The organism is Jatrophihabitans sp. (assembly GCF_036000465.1).
Taxonomy (GTDB): Bacteria; Actinomycetota; Actinomycetes; order Mycobacteriales; family Jatrophihabitantaceae; genus Jatrophihabitans.
In genome coordinates this window covers 274,871-291,408 of the sequence record NZ_DASYFV010000016.1, presented here as the reverse complement: position 1 = coordinate 291,408, position 16,538 = coordinate 274,871, and the positions used below count along the sequence as shown (strand labels likewise).

General features: G+C 72.4%; 16 protein-coding genes. 8 read left to right on the top strand and 8 right to left on the bottom strand.

From position 1 onward, the window contains the following. Window positions 1-39 precede the first annotated feature (39 nt). Genes VGN18_RS07210 through VGN18_RS07190 form a run of 5 tightly spaced genes read left to right on the top strand, consistent with a single transcriptional unit; the run spans window position 40 to window position 3,592 of the window. Entirely contained in the window at window positions 40-612 is a 573-nt protein-coding gene (locus VGN18_RS07210; protein WP_327538983.1) for a GNAT family N-acetyltransferase, read from the top strand. Beyond that, window positions 602-1,360 carry a carotenoid biosynthesis protein gene (locus VGN18_RS07205; RefSeq protein WP_327538982.1) on the top strand — a complete coding sequence of 253 codons (759 nt, stop codon included), beginning with the start codon at window positions 602-604 and terminating at the stop codon, window positions 1,358-1,360. The genes VGN18_RS07210 and VGN18_RS07205 overlap by 11 nt, the downstream gene beginning before the upstream one ends. Continuing rightward, window positions 1,357-2,445: a glycosyltransferase gene (locus VGN18_RS07200; protein WP_327538981.1), complete on the top strand. Its 1,089-nt coding sequence runs from the start codon at window positions 1,357-1,359 to the stop codon at window positions 2,443-2,445. Before VGN18_RS07205 ends, VGN18_RS07200 begins: the two co-directional genes overlap by 4 nt. A gap of 16 nt (window positions 2,446-2,461) precedes the next feature. Further along, window positions 2,462-3,109, top strand: coding sequence for a class I SAM-dependent methyltransferase (locus VGN18_RS07195; protein WP_327538980.1), 648 nt, complete (start codon window positions 2,462-2,464; stop codon window positions 3,107-3,109). A 9-nt stretch (window positions 3,110-3,118) separates the two neighbouring features. Next, on the top strand, window positions 3,119-3,592 hold the full coding sequence (locus VGN18_RS07190; protein WP_327538979.1) for an SRPBCC family protein: 474 nt from the start codon (window positions 3,119-3,121) through the stop codon (window positions 3,590-3,592). 131 nt (window positions 3,593-3,723) lie between these two features. Here the strand turns inward: VGN18_RS07190 and VGN18_RS07185 are convergent, their stop codons facing one another. Then, the gene (locus tag VGN18_RS07185) at window positions 3,724-4,449 is read right to left on the bottom strand and encodes a hypothetical protein (protein WP_327538978.1); all 726 of its coding nucleotides are present in this window, start codon (window positions 4,447-4,449) and stop codon (window positions 3,724-3,726) included. A gap of 171 nt (window positions 4,450-4,620) precedes the next feature. Further along, window positions 4,621-5,487 carry an NAD(P)-dependent oxidoreductase gene (locus VGN18_RS07180; RefSeq protein ID WP_327538977.1) on the bottom strand — a complete coding sequence of 289 codons (867 nt, stop codon included), beginning with the start codon at window positions 5,485-5,487 and terminating at the stop codon, window positions 4,621-4,623. Between the two features lie 268 nt (window positions 5,488-5,755). On the opposite strand from VGN18_RS07180, the gene VGN18_RS07175 reads away from it, so the two are divergent. After that, complete coding sequence (locus tag VGN18_RS07175; protein ID WP_327538976.1) at window positions 5,756-8,311, top strand: sensor domain-containing phosphodiesterase; 2,556 nt, start codon at window positions 5,756-5,758, stop codon at window positions 8,309-8,311. A 189-nt stretch (window positions 8,312-8,500) separates the two neighbouring features. On the opposite strand, the gene VGN18_RS07170 is transcribed toward VGN18_RS07175, so the two are convergent. The 6 genes from VGN18_RS07170 to metF all read right to left on the bottom strand — a co-directional run bounded on the left by VGN18_RS07170 (window position 8,501) and on the right by metF (window position 14,463). Then, complete coding sequence (locus tag VGN18_RS07170) at window positions 8,501-9,763, bottom strand: MFS transporter (protein WP_327538975.1); 1,263 nt, start codon at window positions 9,761-9,763, stop codon at window positions 8,501-8,503. Continuing rightward, on the bottom strand, window positions 9,760-9,957 hold the full coding sequence (locus tag VGN18_RS07165) for a hypothetical protein (RefSeq protein WP_327538974.1): 198 nt from the start codon (window positions 9,955-9,957) through the stop codon (window positions 9,760-9,762). The genes VGN18_RS07170 and VGN18_RS07165 overlap by 4 nt, the downstream gene beginning before the upstream one ends. 389 nt (window positions 9,958-10,346) lie before the next feature. Beyond that, window positions 10,347-12,050: an alpha-glucosidase gene (locus VGN18_RS07160; protein WP_327538973.1), complete on the bottom strand. Its 1,704-nt coding sequence runs from the start codon at window positions 12,048-12,050 to the stop codon at window positions 10,347-10,349. Continuing rightward, a complete protein-coding gene (locus VGN18_RS07155; protein ID WP_327538972.1) occupies window positions 12,047-12,955 on the bottom strand; it encodes a PAC2 family protein in 909 nt (302 codons plus the stop codon). The genes VGN18_RS07160 and VGN18_RS07155 overlap by 4 nt, the downstream gene beginning before the upstream one ends. A gap of 21 nt (window positions 12,956-12,976) precedes the next feature. Beyond that, a complete protein-coding gene (locus VGN18_RS07150; protein WP_327538971.1) occupies window positions 12,977-13,576 on the bottom strand; it encodes a CDP-alcohol phosphatidyltransferase family protein in 600 nt (199 codons plus the stop codon). 2 nt (window positions 13,577-13,578) lie between these two features. Further along, window positions 13,579-14,463 carry a methylenetetrahydrofolate reductase [NAD(P)H] gene (metF, locus tag VGN18_RS07145; protein ID WP_327538970.1) on the bottom strand — a complete coding sequence of 295 codons (885 nt, stop codon included), beginning with the start codon at window positions 14,461-14,463 and terminating at the stop codon, window positions 13,579-13,581. Here metF and VGN18_RS07140 point away from each other — a divergent pair. Then, window positions 14,462-15,556 (top strand): polyprenyl synthetase family protein, encoded by a 1,095-nt coding sequence (locus VGN18_RS07140; RefSeq protein WP_327538969.1) that lies wholly within the window; start codon window positions 14,462-14,464, stop codon window positions 15,554-15,556. The genes metF and VGN18_RS07140 overlap by 2 nt on opposite strands. A 73-nt stretch (window positions 15,557-15,629) precedes the next feature. Beyond that, window positions 15,630-16,418, top strand: a complete 789-nt coding sequence (locus tag VGN18_RS07135) for a methyltransferase domain-containing protein (protein WP_327538968.1) — start codon at window positions 15,630-15,632, stop codon at window positions 16,416-16,418. Window positions 16,419-16,538 lie beyond the last annotated feature (120 nt).

Genomic DNA, 16,538 nt, shown 5'->3' with positions numbered 1-16,538 from the left:
GCGCTTCGTGGACCGGCCGCCATGCGGCACCATCAGGTCATGCGCTCACTGGGTCGGCGGCCGATGACCGGTACGCGCATCGAGTCGTGGACCGGGCGCCAGTTCGGCGGCCACCTCGACGACGCGATGGCGATCTACGTGCAGGCGATGAAGTACCCCGAGCACACCGGGGCGCAGCGGGCGGTCAGCGCGCGGAAGCACACCTCGCTCGACGGTTTCGCCTGCCGGGTCGCGATCGACGAGGACGGCACGCTGGTCGGATTCGGCTACGGCTACACGACGCGGCCCGGCCAGTGGTGGCACGACCTCGTGCGCCGCGCGCTCATCCGCGAGGAGGCCGTCGAGTGGATGACCGACGCCTTCGAGCTCTCCGAACTGCACGTGCTGCCGACCCATCAGGGCATCGGCATCGGCCGCCGGTTGCTCACCTCGCTGGCCGGTGGCATCCCCCACGCGGCCATGCTGCTGTCGACGCCCGACACCGACACCCGCGCCTTCCGGCTCTACCGCGACACCGGCTTCGTCGACCTCGCCCGCAACTACCTCTTTCCCGGCGACGCGCGCCCGTTCGCCGTGCTCGGGGCCCGGCTGCCGCTGCGCGATGGCCACTGAGCTGACCCTGCGCCGAACCCTCCCGATCCCGGCCGCGCTCGCCGTCGCCGTCGTCGCGCTGCAGATCGCCTACCCGCTCACCGCCGGCGTGACCCGTGACCGGCTGACCGTCGTCACCGTGCTCGTGTTCGCCGCCACCGCGGTCGCGCACGCCGCGGTGACCCGCGGCGGGGCGACCGCCGTCCGACTCCTGCTCGTCACCGCGGTACCCGGCTTCGCCGTCGAGGTGCTCGGCGTGCGTACCGGCTTCCCGTTCGGCGACTACGCGTACTCGCACCGGCTCGGCCCGATGCTGTTGGACACCCCGGTCGTCGTGGCCTTCGCCTGGACGATGCTGGCGTGGCCGGCCGCGCTCGCGGCGCACCGGCTCGCACGCGGCGTCGTGGCCCGCGTGCTGATCGGCGCCTGGGCGCTCGCGGCGTGCGACCTGTTCCTCGACCCGCAACTGGTGGCCGCCGGCGGCTGGCGGTGGGCGCACCCGTCGCCGCACCTGCCCGGGGTGCCCGACGTCCCGCTCACCAACTACGCCGGCTGGCTCGCCGTCGCGCTCGTGATGTCGTCCCTCGTCCAGCGGGTGGCGGGCGCGACCGACGCCGACGACCGCGTGCCGGTCGCGCTCTACCTCTGGCTCTTCGCCGGCTGGGTCCTCGCGCTGGGCGCGTTCCTCGACCTGCGCGGCGCGGCGGCGTGGGGCGCCGTCGGCATGGGCGCCGTCGCGGTCCCCCTCGCCCGCCGACTCGTCCGATGACCGGGCGGCTCACGACGGTCGGCTCCCTGCTCGCCGTCGCCGGCGCGGTGCACGCCGCGGTCAACGCGCGCCGGCTGCGGCGGCCCGGCGCACCGGCCACCGGCGTCGCGATCTCGGTGCTGGTCCCTGCCCGCGACGAGGCGCTCGTCATCGACGAGTGCGTCCGTCACCTGATCGGTCAGGACGGTGTCGCCGAGGTGATCGTGTGCGACGACGGCTCGGGCGATGCCACCGCAGCCGTCGCCGCCGCGGCGGGCGCCCGGGTGATCGGCGGTTCGCCGCCGCCGGCCGGATGGCTCGGCAAGCCGTGGGCCTGCGCGCAGCTCGTCGCGGCTGCGGACGCGGGGAGCGAGATCCTCGTGTTCGTCGACGCCGACGTGCACCTCAGGCCCGGGGCGGTGCGGGCCGCGGCCGGCCTGCTGCAGCACACCGGTCTCGATCTCGTCTCGCCGTTTCCCCGCCAGGTGACCGTGACGCCGGCCGAGCGGCTCGTCCAGCCGCTGCTCGCGTGGTCGTGGCTCACCCTGCTGCCGCTGCGGGTGGCCGAGCGGTCGTCGCGGCCGTCGCTCGGCGCGGCCACCGGCCAGTTCCTGGCGGTGCGCCGATCGGTGCTGGAGCGGGCCGGCGGGTTCGGCGCAGTACGGGACGAGGTGCTCGACGACCTCGCGCTGCTGCGGGCGATCAAGGCGGCCGGCGGTCATGGCGGCGTGGTCGACGGCACCGAGCTCGCGGCCTGCCGCATGTACGACGGCTGGCCCGCGGTGCGCGACGGCTACTCGAAATCGCTCTGGGCCGCGTTCGGCTCGCCGGTCGGCGCCGGTGCCGTCGTGGCGACGATGACGCTGGCCTACGTGGTGCCACCCCTGGCCGCCCTGCGCGGATCGCGGATCGGTGCGCTCGGCTACGCCGCCGGGGTGGCCTCGCGCGTTGTCGCCGCGAGACGCACGCGGGGCCGGGCGTTCCCCGACGCGCTCGCCCACCCGGTCTCGATCGTCGCCTTCGGCGCCCTGACCCTCCGGTCGCTGCGCGAGCACGCGCGCGGCACACTGCGATGGAAGGGACGGCCGGTCACGCCGGCCCGCTGATTCGAGGAGTGAGTGCGTGCGCGACCCGTGGGGCCTGAACGAGCGGATGTTCGCGAAGTGGTACCCGAAGGTGGTCGGGCTCTCCGAGGACGCGGGCCAACGCGAGACCCGGGCCGAACTGATCGGGCAGGCCCGGGGACGCACGCTCGAACTCGGCGCCGGCAACGGCTACAACCTGCCGCACTACCCCGCTGCCGTCACCGAACTCGTCGTCACCGAGCCGAGCCCGCACATGCTCGCCCACCTGCGCGCGGCGTTGCAGGCCGATCCGCCGCCGGTCGGCTCGTGGGAACTCGTCCGGACCGGCGCCGAGGAACTGCCGTTCGACGACGACAGCTTCGACACCGTGACGGCGGCCTTCGTGCACTGCACGATCCCCCGGCCGCGGCTCGCGTTGCGCGAGATCGCCCGGGTGCTCCGGCCGGGCGGGCGCTACCTGTTCCTCGAGCACGTGCGCTCCCCCGACAACCGGCTGCTCGCCGCGTTCCAGGACGCCATCGCGATCCCGCACACCTACATCGCGGCCGGATGCCACCCGAACCGGCGCATCGAGGCCCTGATCGCCGATTCGCCGCTCGATCTCGTGGGTGTGACGCACGGTCACATGCCGCGCTCGTTCCCCAGCGTGCGTCCGACGATCCGCGGCGTGGCCGTCGCGGGCTAGCCTCACGGGATGGAGCCCGTCCAGGTCGAACAGTCCCGCGCGATCCCGGTGTCCGTCGAGGAGGCCTTCCGGCGCACCCTGCCGATGCCGCTGACCGACCTGTTCCGCCGCTGGCACGGGCCCATCCCGCCCATCAAGGCAGTGCGCGACCAGGTCGGTGAATGGGCCACGGTCGGGCAGACGCGCACGATCGCGCTCAGGGGCGGCGGCACCATGCGTGAGGAGCTCACGCGCGTCGACCCGCCGGCCTCGTTCGCCTACCGCATCACCGACGTGACCGGCGCCCTCGGCCCGCTCGTCGACCACGTCGACGGCGAGTGGGCCTTCGGCCCGGCCGGCACCGGCACCGAGGTCACCTGGCGCTGGACGCTGCACCCGAAGTCGAAGGCGACGCGTCCCGGTGTCGTCGCTCTCGGCCGGCTCTGGCCCGGCTACGCCCGCAAGGCGCTCGCCGAGCTCTCGGAGCAGCTGCTGCGCGGCTGACCGGCCCGGCCGCCGGTGTCGTTCGGCCGCATCCATCACGCCCGCACCCTGCCGAGCTCGACGAGCTGATCGCCGGACTCGGGCCGAGCACCGCGACCCTGGTGGCGGCCGGATCGCAGCGACCCGTGGCGTCAGGTCAGGTGCCGGGCGAAGAACCGGTTCCCGGCGTCCCCCTCGAACTGCGGCACGCCGGTGTGTCCACCCATGTTGGCGTGCAGCGTCTTCTCCTCGGAACCGAAGGCGTCGAAGAGATCGAGGGCCAGTTGCCGGTCGTTGCCCTCGTCGTCCCACTGCAGCAGGACCAGCAGCGGGACGGTGATCTTGCGGGCCTCCTCGAACATGGCCCGAGGGACGTAGCTGCCGGCGAACAGAACGGCGGCCCTGATGCGCGGCTCGACCACCGCCAGCCTCACGCCGATGGCGATCACGCCTCCCGCGTACCCGACCGGGCCGCCGATCTCGGGCAGCGAGAGGGCGGCGTCGAGGACGGCCCGCCATTCCGGGACGGCCTCGTCGACCAGGGGCAGGACGAGCCGGGAGACGATCTCGTCGTCGACCGGCTCGCCCGCGGCGAGTGACCGGCGCAGGTCGGCGCGCGCCTCGTCGGCGACGGCCGAACGGGGCCGGTCGCCACTTCCGGGGAGCTCGAGGGTGACCGCGGCGTAGCCCTGCTCCGCGGCGTGCCGGGCCCGCGCCGCGAGACGCGGGTACATGCGGGCCAACCCGCCGGGGTGGCCGAGCAGGATCAGCGGCGCCGGTGCGGCTGCCGGCGTCCACAGGATGCCGGGGATCCCGTGGAGCGTGAATGCGCGTTCGAGGACGCCGTCGTCGAGGTGCTGTTCGGAGGTGAAGCGCATGGTCGTGCCTTTCGGGAGTGCTCGTGAACGGCGCTCCCGGACGACCTATCGCCCGACCGTGACCCCGGAGGGGAGCACCCCTGTCGACAACGCGTTCACGGGTACCACCTCCTCCTTCGCCGGCCCGGCGTCCGGAACCTAGCAGCCCTCGCCGCCACGGGCGCGCCCTTTTCAGTCCGGCCGGTCGGCGAGCTCGTCGCGCCAGGAGTGCGCGGGTGCGTACCCGAGGATGCGGCGCGCCTTGTCGATCGAGAGCAGGGTCTCGTGCGGACCGACCGGGCGGCGCTGCGGGACGTCCGGGAACACCTCGGCGAGGAGCGACTCGTTGTCGCGAGACATGACGGTGTCGGCGTTGGCGATGATGAACACGTCCGCTCCGGCAGCGGTGTGCTCCATGGCGCGGCGTACCGCCTGCGCCCCGTCGCGGGCGTCGATGTAACCCCAGAGGTTCCAGCTCCGCGATCGCGGGTCGGCGTCGTAGGACGGGAACTGCGCGTAGTCCGCCACGTCCATCACGTTGCTGAAACGCAGGCCGGTCATCGACAGGTCGGGGTGCCACCGGCACAGCTGGCGGGCGAGCTCCTCCTCCAGCACCTTGACCAGCGAGTAGGTGCTGTTGGGGCGGGGCGGGTACTCCTCGTCGACCGGCACGTACGGCGGCGGCTCGGTGAACGGCAGCCCGAGCACGGTCTCGCTGGACGCCCACACGATCTTCCGGACGCCGGCGCGAATGGCCGCGCTGTAGGTGTTGTACGACGCCGTGACGTTGTTGGCGAAGGTCGTCGCGTTGCTCCGCAGCCCGGGCGCCGGGATGGCCGCCAGGTGCACCAGCGCGTCGACACCGTCGTGCCGGTCGTCGATCCCGGCTAACGCCTCGACCGCGTCGCCGAAGTCGGTCAGGTCCACGACGGACGACGTGACGTCCGCCCGCGGCGAGGCAACCCGGTCCAGCGCAACGACGTCGAAGCCGTGCTCCACGAGGTCGTCGACCACGGCCCGGCCCAACTTGCCGCTGCTCCCGGTCACCGCTACGCGCACGGTCGGCCTTCCTCTCTGTCGCGGTCTGCTCCGTCCATCCTGCCCGAGTCGGCCGACGAGACGTTCTGACGGGCGGATCGGCCGCGCCCGGACCGGTACCAACCGTCCACTTGCCGGATATCGTCCGATTCAAGTAAAGTCTTCGTTAGGCCGGGGGGTCACTGCTTAGAGGGAGTGCCTTGTCCACCGCCTTGCGCACCGCGGGTAGTCGCCGGTCCAGCGCCGCCCGTCCTGCCGTCGCGGTCGCCCCGGGCGGCTCGGTGTAGCCATGCGCGCCGCTGTGTTCCAGACTCCGACCGCCCGCACGGCGCTGCTCAGCGTCGGGCTGCTGGCCGGTGCCGCGACCATGGCGGCAGCGTCTGCCGCCCGCACGCCCGCTCCCCTGCTGCAACGCCCGTTGCTCGCGGCCGCGCTCGCGGTCGCGTTCTTCCTGGGCGAGCTTTACCTGCTCAACTTCGAGTTCCGCCGGCAGGCGCACTCGACGACCTTCGCCGGCGTCCCGCTCGTGATCGGCGTCCTCGCCCTGCCGGTGCACGAGTTGGTCGCGGTCCGGCTCGTCGGCGCGCTGGTCGCCCTGGCCTGGCAGCGTATGGCGCCGGAGAAGATGGCCTACAACCTGGCCACGTACACCTTCGAGGCCGCGCTCGGTGGCACGCTCGTCCACCTGGTCGACGCGAACCTCACTGGTGGCACCCTCACCCTGGCCACCATGGGCCTCGTCGTCGGGTGCATGGCAGTGGTCGATCAGCTGACGTCGATCCTCGTCCTCATCGTGATCCGGATGCACGGCGGTCACGTGGACGGGCACGAGACAGTCGGCATCCAGGCGACCGTCTTCGTCCTCTCGGCAGCCGCGACCGTCTTCGGCTGCGCCATGGCCCTGTTGCTGGAGGCCGGGACGGGCGGCGGTGTGCTGGTCGTGCTGCTCGTCGGGATCGCGACCGCCGGTTACGCCGGCTACACCGCCACCAGCAAGCGGCACCATTCCCTGACGACCGTCCACGAGTTCGTGGCGGTCGGCCAGCAGGGCCACGAGACGGTCGAGGAGCTGCTGTCCGGCACGCTCGCCCGGATCCGTGCCATCCTGCGCGCCGCCGAGGTGGAGGTGCTGCTCACCGACGTCGGACGACCGGGCGGCGCGGACCGGCCCGCGGATTCCGCATATGCGGTGACGGCCGACGAGAACGACGACGTCAGGATCGAGCCGGCCGGGCCGACGCCGACCGACTTCTTCCGTCGCGCCGCGCTCGACTCGGGCGTGACGACCCTGGTCCCTCGCACGGCGAAGGACGCCGCGACGCGGGCCTGGCTCGCGCAGCGCGGGACCCGCGACGCGATCGTGACGCCGTTAATCGCCGACGGGTCCGCCTTCGGTGTGCTCACGGTCAGCGACCGCCTCGGCGAGACCTCGACGTTCACCTCCAGTGACGCCGACATGCTGCAGACGCTGGCGACGCACCTGTCGGTCGCGCTGCGCGGGGCGACCCTGCTCGAGCGCCTGGCCCACGACGCGATGCACGACCCGCTCACCGGCCTGCCGAACCGGACGCTGCTGGTCGAGCGCATCGCCGACGAGCAGTTCGGCGGCGCGGGCGGCACCGCGGTGCTGCTGCTCGACTTGAACAAGTTCAAGGAGGTCAACGACGTGCTCGGCCACGCCGTCGGCGACCGGCTGCTGACCGTCGTCGCGTCCCGCCTCGCGGCCTGCGTCCCGGAGCACGCCGTCGTCGCCCGCCTCGGCGGCGACGAATTCGCCGTCCTGGTGACCGACGACGTGGACGCCGGGCCGGCCGCACACGCGGTGGCCGAGCAGATCCGCGTCGACCTCGTCCGCCCCGTCCATCTCGACGAGGCGACGCTGACGCCGGACGCGAGTATCGGGATCGCCGTGCACCACGGCCCGCCGGCGGCCCGGGCGTACGACGACCTGATGCGTCGCGCGGACATCGCGATGTACGAGGCGAAGGCCAGCAAGGACGGCATCGCCGAGTACCACCCGGACATGGACGAGGGGCGGGCGCGCAACCTCGCACTGATCGCCGATCTGCGCATCGCGCTGGACGAGCGTCCGGAGGAGTTCGCGCTCGTCTACCAACCGAAGCTGGACCTCGCGACGGGCTCGATCGTCGGGGCCGAGGCCCTCGTGCGGTGGCTGCACCCGAGCCTCGGCGTGCTGAGCCCGGACCGGTTCATCCCCCTGGCCGAGACCACGGGGCTCATCGGCCGCCTGACCACGCACGTCGTGAACGCGGCGCTGCGCGACTGCGCCCGCTGGGTCGCCAACGGCCACGACCTCGGGGTGGCGGTGAACCTGTCGGCCAACGACGTGACCGACGCGGATCTCGTGACGCTCGTGCGCGACGGGCTGACGGCCGCCGGCCTGGCCGCGCACCGGCTGACGCTGGAGATCACCGAGAGCAGCGTGATGCGCGAACCCGAGCGGGCCGTCGCGGTGTGCGAGCGGCTGGCGGCGCTCGGCATCGGCATCTCGCTGGACGACTTCGGGACGGGGTACTCGAGCCTCGCCTACCTGCAGCGGCTGCCGGTGAGCGAGCTGAAGATCGACCGCTCGTTCGTGGTCGGCCTGGGCAGCGAGGACTCCGCCTACGCGCGCGCGTTGATCGGCAGCGTGATCGCGCTGGGCAAGAACCTCGGGCTGCATGTGGTGGCCGAGGGGATCGAGACCGAGGAGCAGCGCGACGAGCTCGCGGCCTCGGGGTGCGATGTCGCGCAGGGCTACCTGATCAGCCGCCCGATCGCATCGCGCGACTTCGTGGTGTGGCTCGAGGACTGGCGTCGGACCCGCCTACGTCTCGTCTCCTGACACCTGACGAGGACGGGCGGTCGGTGCGGGCACTGCGGCACTTCACGTCGCACGGTGCCGACCACCGAGCCCCCTGGGTGGTGGACGGCACCGCACTGACGGTTCACGACTAGCTCCAACGCGGGCCTTCCACCATGCTGGCCACCCCCTTCCCCCGCTCAGTCGGGTCCTGCTGCCCGCTCACCCGCATCATGCGAGCGCCGTGACCGGCTCGGCCGCCACAACGACAGGAACGTGAGATTCGCCGGCCAGCAGCCGCCGCCAGCGAAGTGCGGCCACCCCCGCGAGAGCGGAGGCCGAAGCCCCCGCCACCGCAACCGCGAGGGCGGCGTCGGTCTGCGCGGCGAGCACGCCGCCGAGCAGGATGCCGATCCCCTGGACCGCCATCAGTCCCGAGGCCGCGATCCCGATCGCCTGCCCCCGGCGGGCGATCGGCGCGGCCCGGACGTACTGCGGCATGAGCTGCGTGAGGTACGCGCCGGCCGCGCCGCTCAGGGCCCACAGCACCACGGACACCGCGAGCGTCGGGTGCACCACGCACGCCGCCAGCGGGAGTCCGGCCACGGTCGCCAGAACGCCGATCGCGCGGGTGCGCTGCTCGTCGGACATCAGCTTCACGTAGAGCAACGACCCGATGGCGGTGCCCGCCGGTCCGGCCGCCAGCAACAGGCCGACGCCCACGGTCGACGCGTGCAGTGTCGCGGCATACGGAACCGCGAGACCCTCGGGGATCACCAACAGCCCCATCAACCAGGCGAGCCCGAGCAGGACCCGTAGCCGCGGGGTGATCCGGATGGCTTGCACCCCCTCGGCGATCGAGCGCAGGTACGGCTCGGCGTCGTCGTGGATCCGCGCCGCGGGCCGGAGCCGGACGGCGCTGCGCACGACAACGGCGGCGATCACGAACGTGACCGCGTCGGCGACCAGGCCGACCCGCGGGGTCAGGGTCGTCAGGGCCAGGCCACCGACCGCGAAGCCCAGCACCTGGGCGAGCTGGTGGGTGATGGTGCGAACCGAGGACGCGATCTCGTACTGCTCGCCCTCGAAGATGACGGCGAGCATCGCCGAGTTCGCCGAGTCGAACGGAGCGGCCGCGGCGGTCGAGAGGAACACGAGCGCGACGAGGACGGCGATCGGCATCCCGGTGAACGCCATCGACGCGACCAATGCCGCCCGCGCGAGGTTGCAGACGACCAGGACGGTGCGATGCGGGAAGCGGTCTGCCACCCCGCCGAGCAGCACCCCGCCGAGCAGCGCCGGCAGGAAGGTGACCGCGTACACCAGCGCCGTCAGCAGGGCCGATCCGGATCGGTTGTACACGAGCACCGACAGCGCCACGCGCGAGAGTTGATCACCCAGAGAGGACTGCCCGTCGGCCAGCCACAGCGCGCGGAACTCCCGGTTGGCGAAGACGGACCGGTAGCCGACGCCGCCGACCTTCGTCGCGGTCACCAGCGAGCGCCCGCAGTCTCGGTGCGGACCGGCACGACGATCCGCGCCGGGACAGCGGGGCGGAGGACGGCCTCACGACAGGCGTCGGTCAGGCGGGTGCGGACCTGATCACGCCGGGCCCGCATTGCCGAACCGAGGAGCTCGACCCGGATGCGCGGCTCGTGGGCCGCGACGTCTCGCCAGACCATGGACATGAATTCCCCCGTACGTACGTGCGAAGTGATGCAGTGCTGGGTCGCCGTCAGCGCACCGGCGGCGATGAGGCAGGTCGAAACAACGAAGCGGCGAGTAGTCAGCCGTCAGCGCTGGGTAATCGAGGGCATTCGGGTTCGGCCGGACTCCGGCACGGCGAACGAGTGCTCTTCCGGCGACGCGTCGTGATTGCGACCGCGAGCAAGTGGCGCGTCTATCGACAGACGCAGACAGTTCGGCATTCTCGAATCCCCCGATTCGTCGCGCCCCGCGCGCGATGTCCGGAAGTATGCCCCGAGTTAAGTGACCTTGGGAAGAGGCTCGCTGAACCCCACCGAAATCGGATGCCGGAATCGGTCCACGAGCAGCGCGGTGGCGGAGACCGGTGCGATCAGCTGAGGATCACGTGCGATTCCCACGGCTGCAGCACCGGGCCGGCGCCGAGCTCGTGCGTGCTCAGCAGCACCTCGCCGGCGAGGAGATCCTCGTCCGCGCCGAGATCGACCGGCGCGGGGTCGCCGCTGAGATTCGCCAGCACGAGCAGCCTGGTGTCGCCGAGAGTCCGGACGTAGGCGAAGACCCGCTCGTCGTCGGGCAGCAGCAGCCGGTAGTCACCGTCGACCACGACGGGGTTCTCGTGGCGCAGCGCGATGAGGCGGCGGTAGTGGTTGAACACCGAGTGCGGGTCGTCGAGCTGGTCCGCCGCGTTGATCTCGACGTGGTTCGGGTTGACCGGCAGCCAGGGCGTGCCGGTGGTGAACCCGGCCTGGGGGGTGGCGTCCCACTGCACCGGGGTGCGGGCGTTGTCGCGCGACTTCACCGAGAGCGCGTGCAGGATCTCGGCCTCCGGCACGCCGCGGGAAAGGTCGGCGGCGGCGTGGTTGAGCGACTCGACGTCCCGGTACTGCGCGAGGTCGGTGAAATGTGCGTTCGTCATGCCGAGCTCTTCGCCCTGGTAGACGTACGGCGTGCCGCGGAGCAGGTGCAGCACGGTCGCCCACGACTTCGCCGAGGGGACGCGCAGCTCGCCGTCGTCGCCCCAGCGCGACACGATGCGGGGCTGGTCGTGGTTGTCCCAGTACAGCGAGTTCCAGCCGTCGGCGAGACCGAGCTGCCACTCGCTGAGGTTCGCCTTGAGCGCGGGAAGGCGCAGCGGAGCGAGCGCCCACTTGCCGCCGCCGGGCATCGTGTCGAGGTTCATGTGCTCGAAGGTGAACACCATGTCGACCTCGTGCCGGTCGGTGCCGGTGTACCGCACGGCGTCGGCGAGCGACGCCCCGGGCGTCTCGCCGACCGAGAGCAGGTTCTGCCCGGCCAGCACCTCGCGGTGCATCTCCTGCAGGAACTCGTGGATGCGCGGCCCGTTGGCCACGATGGCCAGGGCGTCGGCCAGGGTCTCGCCCGGTTGCACCACGCCGTCGGTCAGCGCGCCGTCCGGCCCGACGGCCTTGGAGATCAGGTTGATCACGTCCATGCGGAAGCCGTCGACGCCGCGGTCGACCCACCAGCGCATCATCGCCCAGACGGCCTGCCGCACTTCCGGGTTCTCCCAGTTCAGGTCCGGCAGCTCGGCGGCGAACAGGTGCAGGTAGTACTCCCCCGTCACCTCGTCGAAGGTCCAGGCCGGGGTCGAGAACGCCCCGCGCCAGTTCGTCGGCGCGGCGCCGGGGGTGCCACCGACGTGACCAGGTCGCGGCGGAGCCCACCAGTACCAGTCGCGCTTCGGGTTGTCGCGGCTCGAGCGCGACTCGACGAACCAGGCGTGCTCGTTCGACGTGTGGTTGACGACGAGATCCATGAGCAGCTTGATGCCGCGCTCGTGCAGTCCGGCGATGAGCTCGTCGAGATCGGCCAGCGTGCCGAACACCGGGTCGACGTCCTGGTAGTCGCTGATGTCATAACCCATGTCGGCCTGCGGCGACCGGTACAGCGGTGAGAGCCAGACGACGTCGACGCCGAGACGGGCCAGGTGATCTAGGCGGCCGATGATGCCGCGCAGGTCGCCGATGCCGTCACCGTCGGAGTCGGCGAACGAGCGGGGGTAGATCTGGTAGACGACGGCGGACTTCCACCAGTCCTTCGTGCGAGCGTTCACGCGTCGGGGTCCTCGTCGGTCTCGGTGCGTCGGGACAGGTACTGCTCGAACTCGGCGCCGAGCTCGTCGGCCGTGGGCAGGCGCACCCCGCCGGCGAGCATGCCGCCGCGACCGACCTCGGTGTCGTCGTACTGCGCCTCGAGCCGGCGCACGACGGCGCTGATCTCCTCCGACGCCTCGACCTGCTTGTCGACGTTGACCTTGACGACCTCGGCCGCCCGTTCGAGTGCGTCGGTCGGCAGCGACAGCTCGCCGGTCGACGAGACGCAGGTCAGCAGCGTCCGCGACGCGTCGGGGTGCTCGAGGTTGGCCATGTAGTAAGGCACCGCGACGGCGAACCCGCACGCGGGCACCCCGGCCGCGCCGAGGCGGAACTCGAGCAGGTTGCCGACGCTCGCCGGCACCTGCACCGTGGGCAGCCACTTGGTGTAGTCGGCGACGAGTTCGGGCGGGGCGCCGTGCGCGACCACGGTCGGCGGACGGGTGTGCGGCACCGCCATCGGGATCGCGTTCAGCCCGACCACCATCCGCACGTCGAGATCCTCGATCAGCAGTCCGACGGCGGCGATGAACCGCTCCCACTGGTAGTCCGGTTCGGGCCCGTCGAGCAACAGGAACGGGACGCCCTCGAGATCACGCACGACCCGGATCACCAGCTCGGGCTGGTCGTAACCGGACCAGTGGTCCTCGCTGAACGTCATCTCCGGACGCCGCGAGCGGTAGTCGACGAGCTGGTCGACGTCGAAGGTGACGAGCACCTCGGACTCGAGGGTGTCGAGCAGGTGCTCGCGGGCCAGACGGCGGCTCGCGCCGGCATCGACGAAGCCGTCCAGCGCCTGCACGAGGATCGGACGTTCGAGCGCGGGTCGCTCACCCGTCGTGAACAGTGCTCTCGGATCCTGCACGCCGCACCCCTTCAGTTGCTCTCAGTCTTCCACCAGCACCTGCGCAACACCGATGAGCCCGAGAACGATCCAGACGGCGGCGCAGACGAGCACCGGCCAGCGGGCCTCGGTGACGGTCGCCGAGGCGCCGGCGAGCACGGTGCAGGCGGTCCACGACGGCCGCTCGGCGACGGTGATGCGCGCCGGGACACGACGCACCCGGCGCAGCAGGTCGACCGCCCAGGCGAGCGCGGCGGCCCCGGCGGCGAGCGGCCACGGTGCGCCGCAACGCCAGATCACCGCGGCGAAGGCGGCGTCGGCGATGCGGTCGGCGATCGCGTCGGCCGCCGCCCCGTGACCGGTGGTGCGGTCGGAGACGACGGCGACCGCGCCGTCCAGCGCGTCGCACAGCACCGAGGCGAGCACGGCCAGGGCGGCCGCCCAGGGCCACGATCCCGCCAGCAGCACCGCGTCGACCGCCAGCAGCACGCCCAGGGCGGTGATGGCGGTCGGCGGCACCCGCCATGCGGCGAGCGGGCGGGCCAGCCGCCACATGAGGGCGAGCCAGCCCGAGAGCAGCGGGACATCGCCGGGATCGATGCCGTGGTGGCGGGCCGACCAGCGCTGCGCCGGCGTCGTCACGGCTACAGCCGGGCGCCCAGGGCGAGGTTGGCCCACACCTCACGCGTCGCCTTGGAGCGATTCAGCGTGTAGAAGTGGATGCCCGGTACGCCCTCTTCGAGCAGCCGCTCGGCCAGCTTGGACGTCTCGTAGATGCCCATCGCGCGCACCGACTTCGGGTCGTGCGCGACGGCGGCGAAACGGGCGCCGAGCTTGGCCGGGAACGGCGCGCCGGTGAGCTGTTCCGACCGTCGGATCATGCCGAGGTTGGTGATCGGCATCAGCCCGGCGACGACCGGTGCGTCGCAGCCGGACGCCGCGAGCCGGTCGCGCATCCGCAGGTAGTCGTCGGCGACGAAGAACATGTTGGTGATCGCGTAGTCCGCTCCGGCGCGGAACTTGGCGACCAGTTGCTCGGTGTCGCTGTCGAGCGAGGGCGAGCGCGGGTGACCGTTCGGGAACGCCGCGACGCCGACGCAGAAGTCGCCGTGCGCGCGCATAAGCGAGACCAGGTCGGCCGCGTAGGCGAGCCCCTCGGGGTGCTGGACCCACTCGGCCTCGGGATCGCCCGGCGGGTCGCCCCGCAGGGCGAGCACGTTGTTCACCCCGGCGTCGGCGAGCCGGCCGGCGATGCTGCGCAGGTCGGCCACCGAGTGCCCGACGGCGGTCAGGTGGGCGACCGGCGTGAGCGTGGTGTCCGAGGCGATCTTCTCGGTGATCTCGATCGTGTACGCCCGGGTCGAGCCGCCCGCGCCGTAGGTGACCGACACGAAGGACGGGCGCAGCGGCTCGAGCTCGCGGATCGCCCGCCACAGCAGGCGATCCTCGTCGGCCGACTTGGGCGGGAAGAACTCGAACGAGAACGAGGGCCCGGCCTCGGCCAAACAGTCCCGCACCGTGCGCGTCATGGCGCTCAGCGTAATGTCCGGACGCGTGACGGCTGACGTGCCCGGGCTGGTGGAGCGTGTCGACGCCGAACTCGCCCGCTTCCTCGACGGCCGCGCAGAGTCGTTCAGCGTGCTGGGCGACGACCTGGTACCGGTCACCGACATCGCGAAGGCGTTCGTCCTCGTCGGCGGCAAGCGGCTCCGCCCGCGCTTCGCGTACTGGGGCTGGCGCACCGTGCACGACGACGCGGAGCCGGACGCCGGGCTGATCACCGCGGCCGCGAGCCTCGAACTGCTGCACGCCTGCGCCCTCGTCCACGACGACGTCATGGACGCCTCCGACACCCGCCGCGGCAACCCGGCCGCCCACACGGCGTTCGCGACCCTGCACCGCGACTCCGGCTGGTCGGGCGACCCGAAGGTGTTCGGCACGGCCGCGGCGATCCTGCTCGGTGACCTGTTGCTGTCCTGGGCCGACGCCATGTTCGCGTCGGCCGAGATCGACCCGGCGAACCGGTCCGAGGCGCGCCGGGTGTTCGACCAGATGCGCCAGCTCGTGATGGCCGGGCAATACCTGGACGTGCTCGTCCAGGCCAGGGCCGAGTTCTCGGCCGACGAGGCGCTGCGGGTCATCGAGTTCAAGACGAGCAAGTACACGGTCGAGGGGCCGCTGCACTTCGGTGCCGCGATCGCCGGCGCCGGGCCCGAGGTGATGGCGGCGCTGAGCCGCTACGGCCTGCCGCTGGGCGAGGCGTTCCAGCTGCGCGACGACGTGCTGGGGGTCTTCGGCGATCCGGACGTGACCGGCAAACCGGCCGGGGACGACCTGCGCGAGGGCAAGCAGACGCTGCTGACCGCGCTCGCGATGCGCGCGGCCGACGAGGTGCGGGCCGAGCAGTTGCGCCGCGACCTCGGTGACCGCTCGCTCGACGCCGACCAGATCACCGGCGTGCGCAACATCATCGTGGCCACCGGCGCGCTCGCCCAGGTCGAGCAGCGCATCAGCGAGCGGGCCGCCCAGGCCCGCACCGCGCTGGACGATCCGGCGCTGAGCGACGCGAGCCGCAGCGCGCTGGCCGAGCTCGTGAGTGCCGCGACGAGGCGGAGAACGTGAGCGACGCTCGCGGAGCGAACAGCGACGGCAGAAGTCCGTCGGTGGCCGGAGCGAGCGCAGCGACGGTAGGCCCATGAGCGACGAGGGCTATCTGCTCGACAATCGCGTGCCCGCGGCGGGTGACCGGTTCACCGCGCTGGGCGAGCTCCTCGATCCGGTGACGTTCCGGCACGTCGACGCGCTCGGCATCGGTGCGGGTGCGCGGGTCTGGGAGGTCGGCGCCGGCGGCTCGTCGGTGCCCGCGGGGCTGGCCGAGCGGGTCGGTCCGAGCGGTCACGTGCTCGCCACCGACATCGACACGTCCTGGCTGCCGGGGGACGCGCCCTACGAGACCCGGGTGCACGACGTCGGCACCGAGCCGCCGCCCGAGGGCCCGTTCGATCTGATCCACGCGCGGCTGGTGCTGGTGCACGTGCCGCGGCGGGCCGAGGCCCTGCGCTCGATGCTGTCGGTGCTGCGTCCGGGTGGCTGGCTGCTGCTGGAGGACGCCGACCCGGCCCTGCAGCCGCGTCTGTGCCCGGACGAGTCCGGCCCGGCCGAGGTGCTGGCCAACCGCCTGCGCGACGGGTTCCGCACCCTGATGGCCGCCCGCGGCGCCGACCTCGCGTTCGGCCGCACGCTGCCCCGGCTGCTGCGCGAGTCCGGCCTGCGCGACGTCGCCGCCGATGCCTACTTCCCCATCACCTCACCGGCCTGCGCGGTGCTCGAAGCCGCGACGGTCGCGCACATCCGGGGCGGTCTCGTCGCCGCCGGGCAGGCCAGCGACGCCGAGATCGACGAGCACCTGGCCAACGTCGCGTCCGGCACCCTCGACCTCGCCACCGCGCCCCTCATCTCCGCCTGGGGCCGCGCGCCGCGCTGACCCCCACCCGGTTGAGTGGCGAGTTGTCCCGTTGAGTGACGAGACGTAACTCGCCACTCAACGGTGCAACTCGCCACTCACCGGGGTGGGAGGGGACGGGGACGCGGGCGGCGCCACGTA

Bases quoted from the DNA above. Each gene is read 5' to 3' on its own strand.
- VGN18_RS07175 (WP_327538976.1), top strand. From the start codon at position 5,756: ATGCGCGCCGCTGTGTTCCAGACTCCGACCGCCCGCACGGCGCTGCTC.
- VGN18_RS07210 (WP_327538983.1), top strand. From the start codon at position 40: ATGCGCTCACTGGGTCGGCGGCCGATGACCGGTACGCGCATCGAGTCG.
- VGN18_RS07190 (WP_327538979.1), top strand. From the start codon at position 3,119: ATGGAGCCCGTCCAGGTCGAACAGTCCCGCGCGATCCCGGTGTCCGTC.
- metF (WP_327538970.1), bottom strand. From the start codon at position 14,463: ATGACGCGCACGGTGCGGGACTGTTTGGCCGAGGCCGGGCCCTCGTTC.
- VGN18_RS07185 (WP_327538978.1), bottom strand. From the start codon at position 4,449: ATGCGCTTCACCTCCGAACAGCACCTCGACGACGGCGTCCTCGAACGC.
- VGN18_RS07135 (WP_327538968.1), top strand. From the start codon at position 15,630: ATGAGCGACGAGGGCTATCTGCTCGACAATCGCGTGCCCGCGGCGGGT.
- VGN18_RS07200 (WP_327538981.1), top strand. From the start codon at position 1,357: ATGACCGGGCGGCTCACGACGGTCGGCTCCCTGCTCGCCGTCGCCGGC.
- VGN18_RS07205 (WP_327538982.1), top strand. From the start codon at position 602: ATGGCCACTGAGCTGACCCTGCGCCGAACCCTCCCGATCCCGGCCGCG.
- VGN18_RS07140 (WP_327538969.1), top strand. From the start codon at position 14,462: ATGGCGCTCAGCGTAATGTCCGGACGCGTGACGGCTGACGTGCCCGGG.
- VGN18_RS07165 (WP_327538974.1), bottom strand. From the start codon at position 9,957: ATGTCCATGGTCTGGCGAGACGTCGCGGCCCACGAGCCGCGCATCCGG.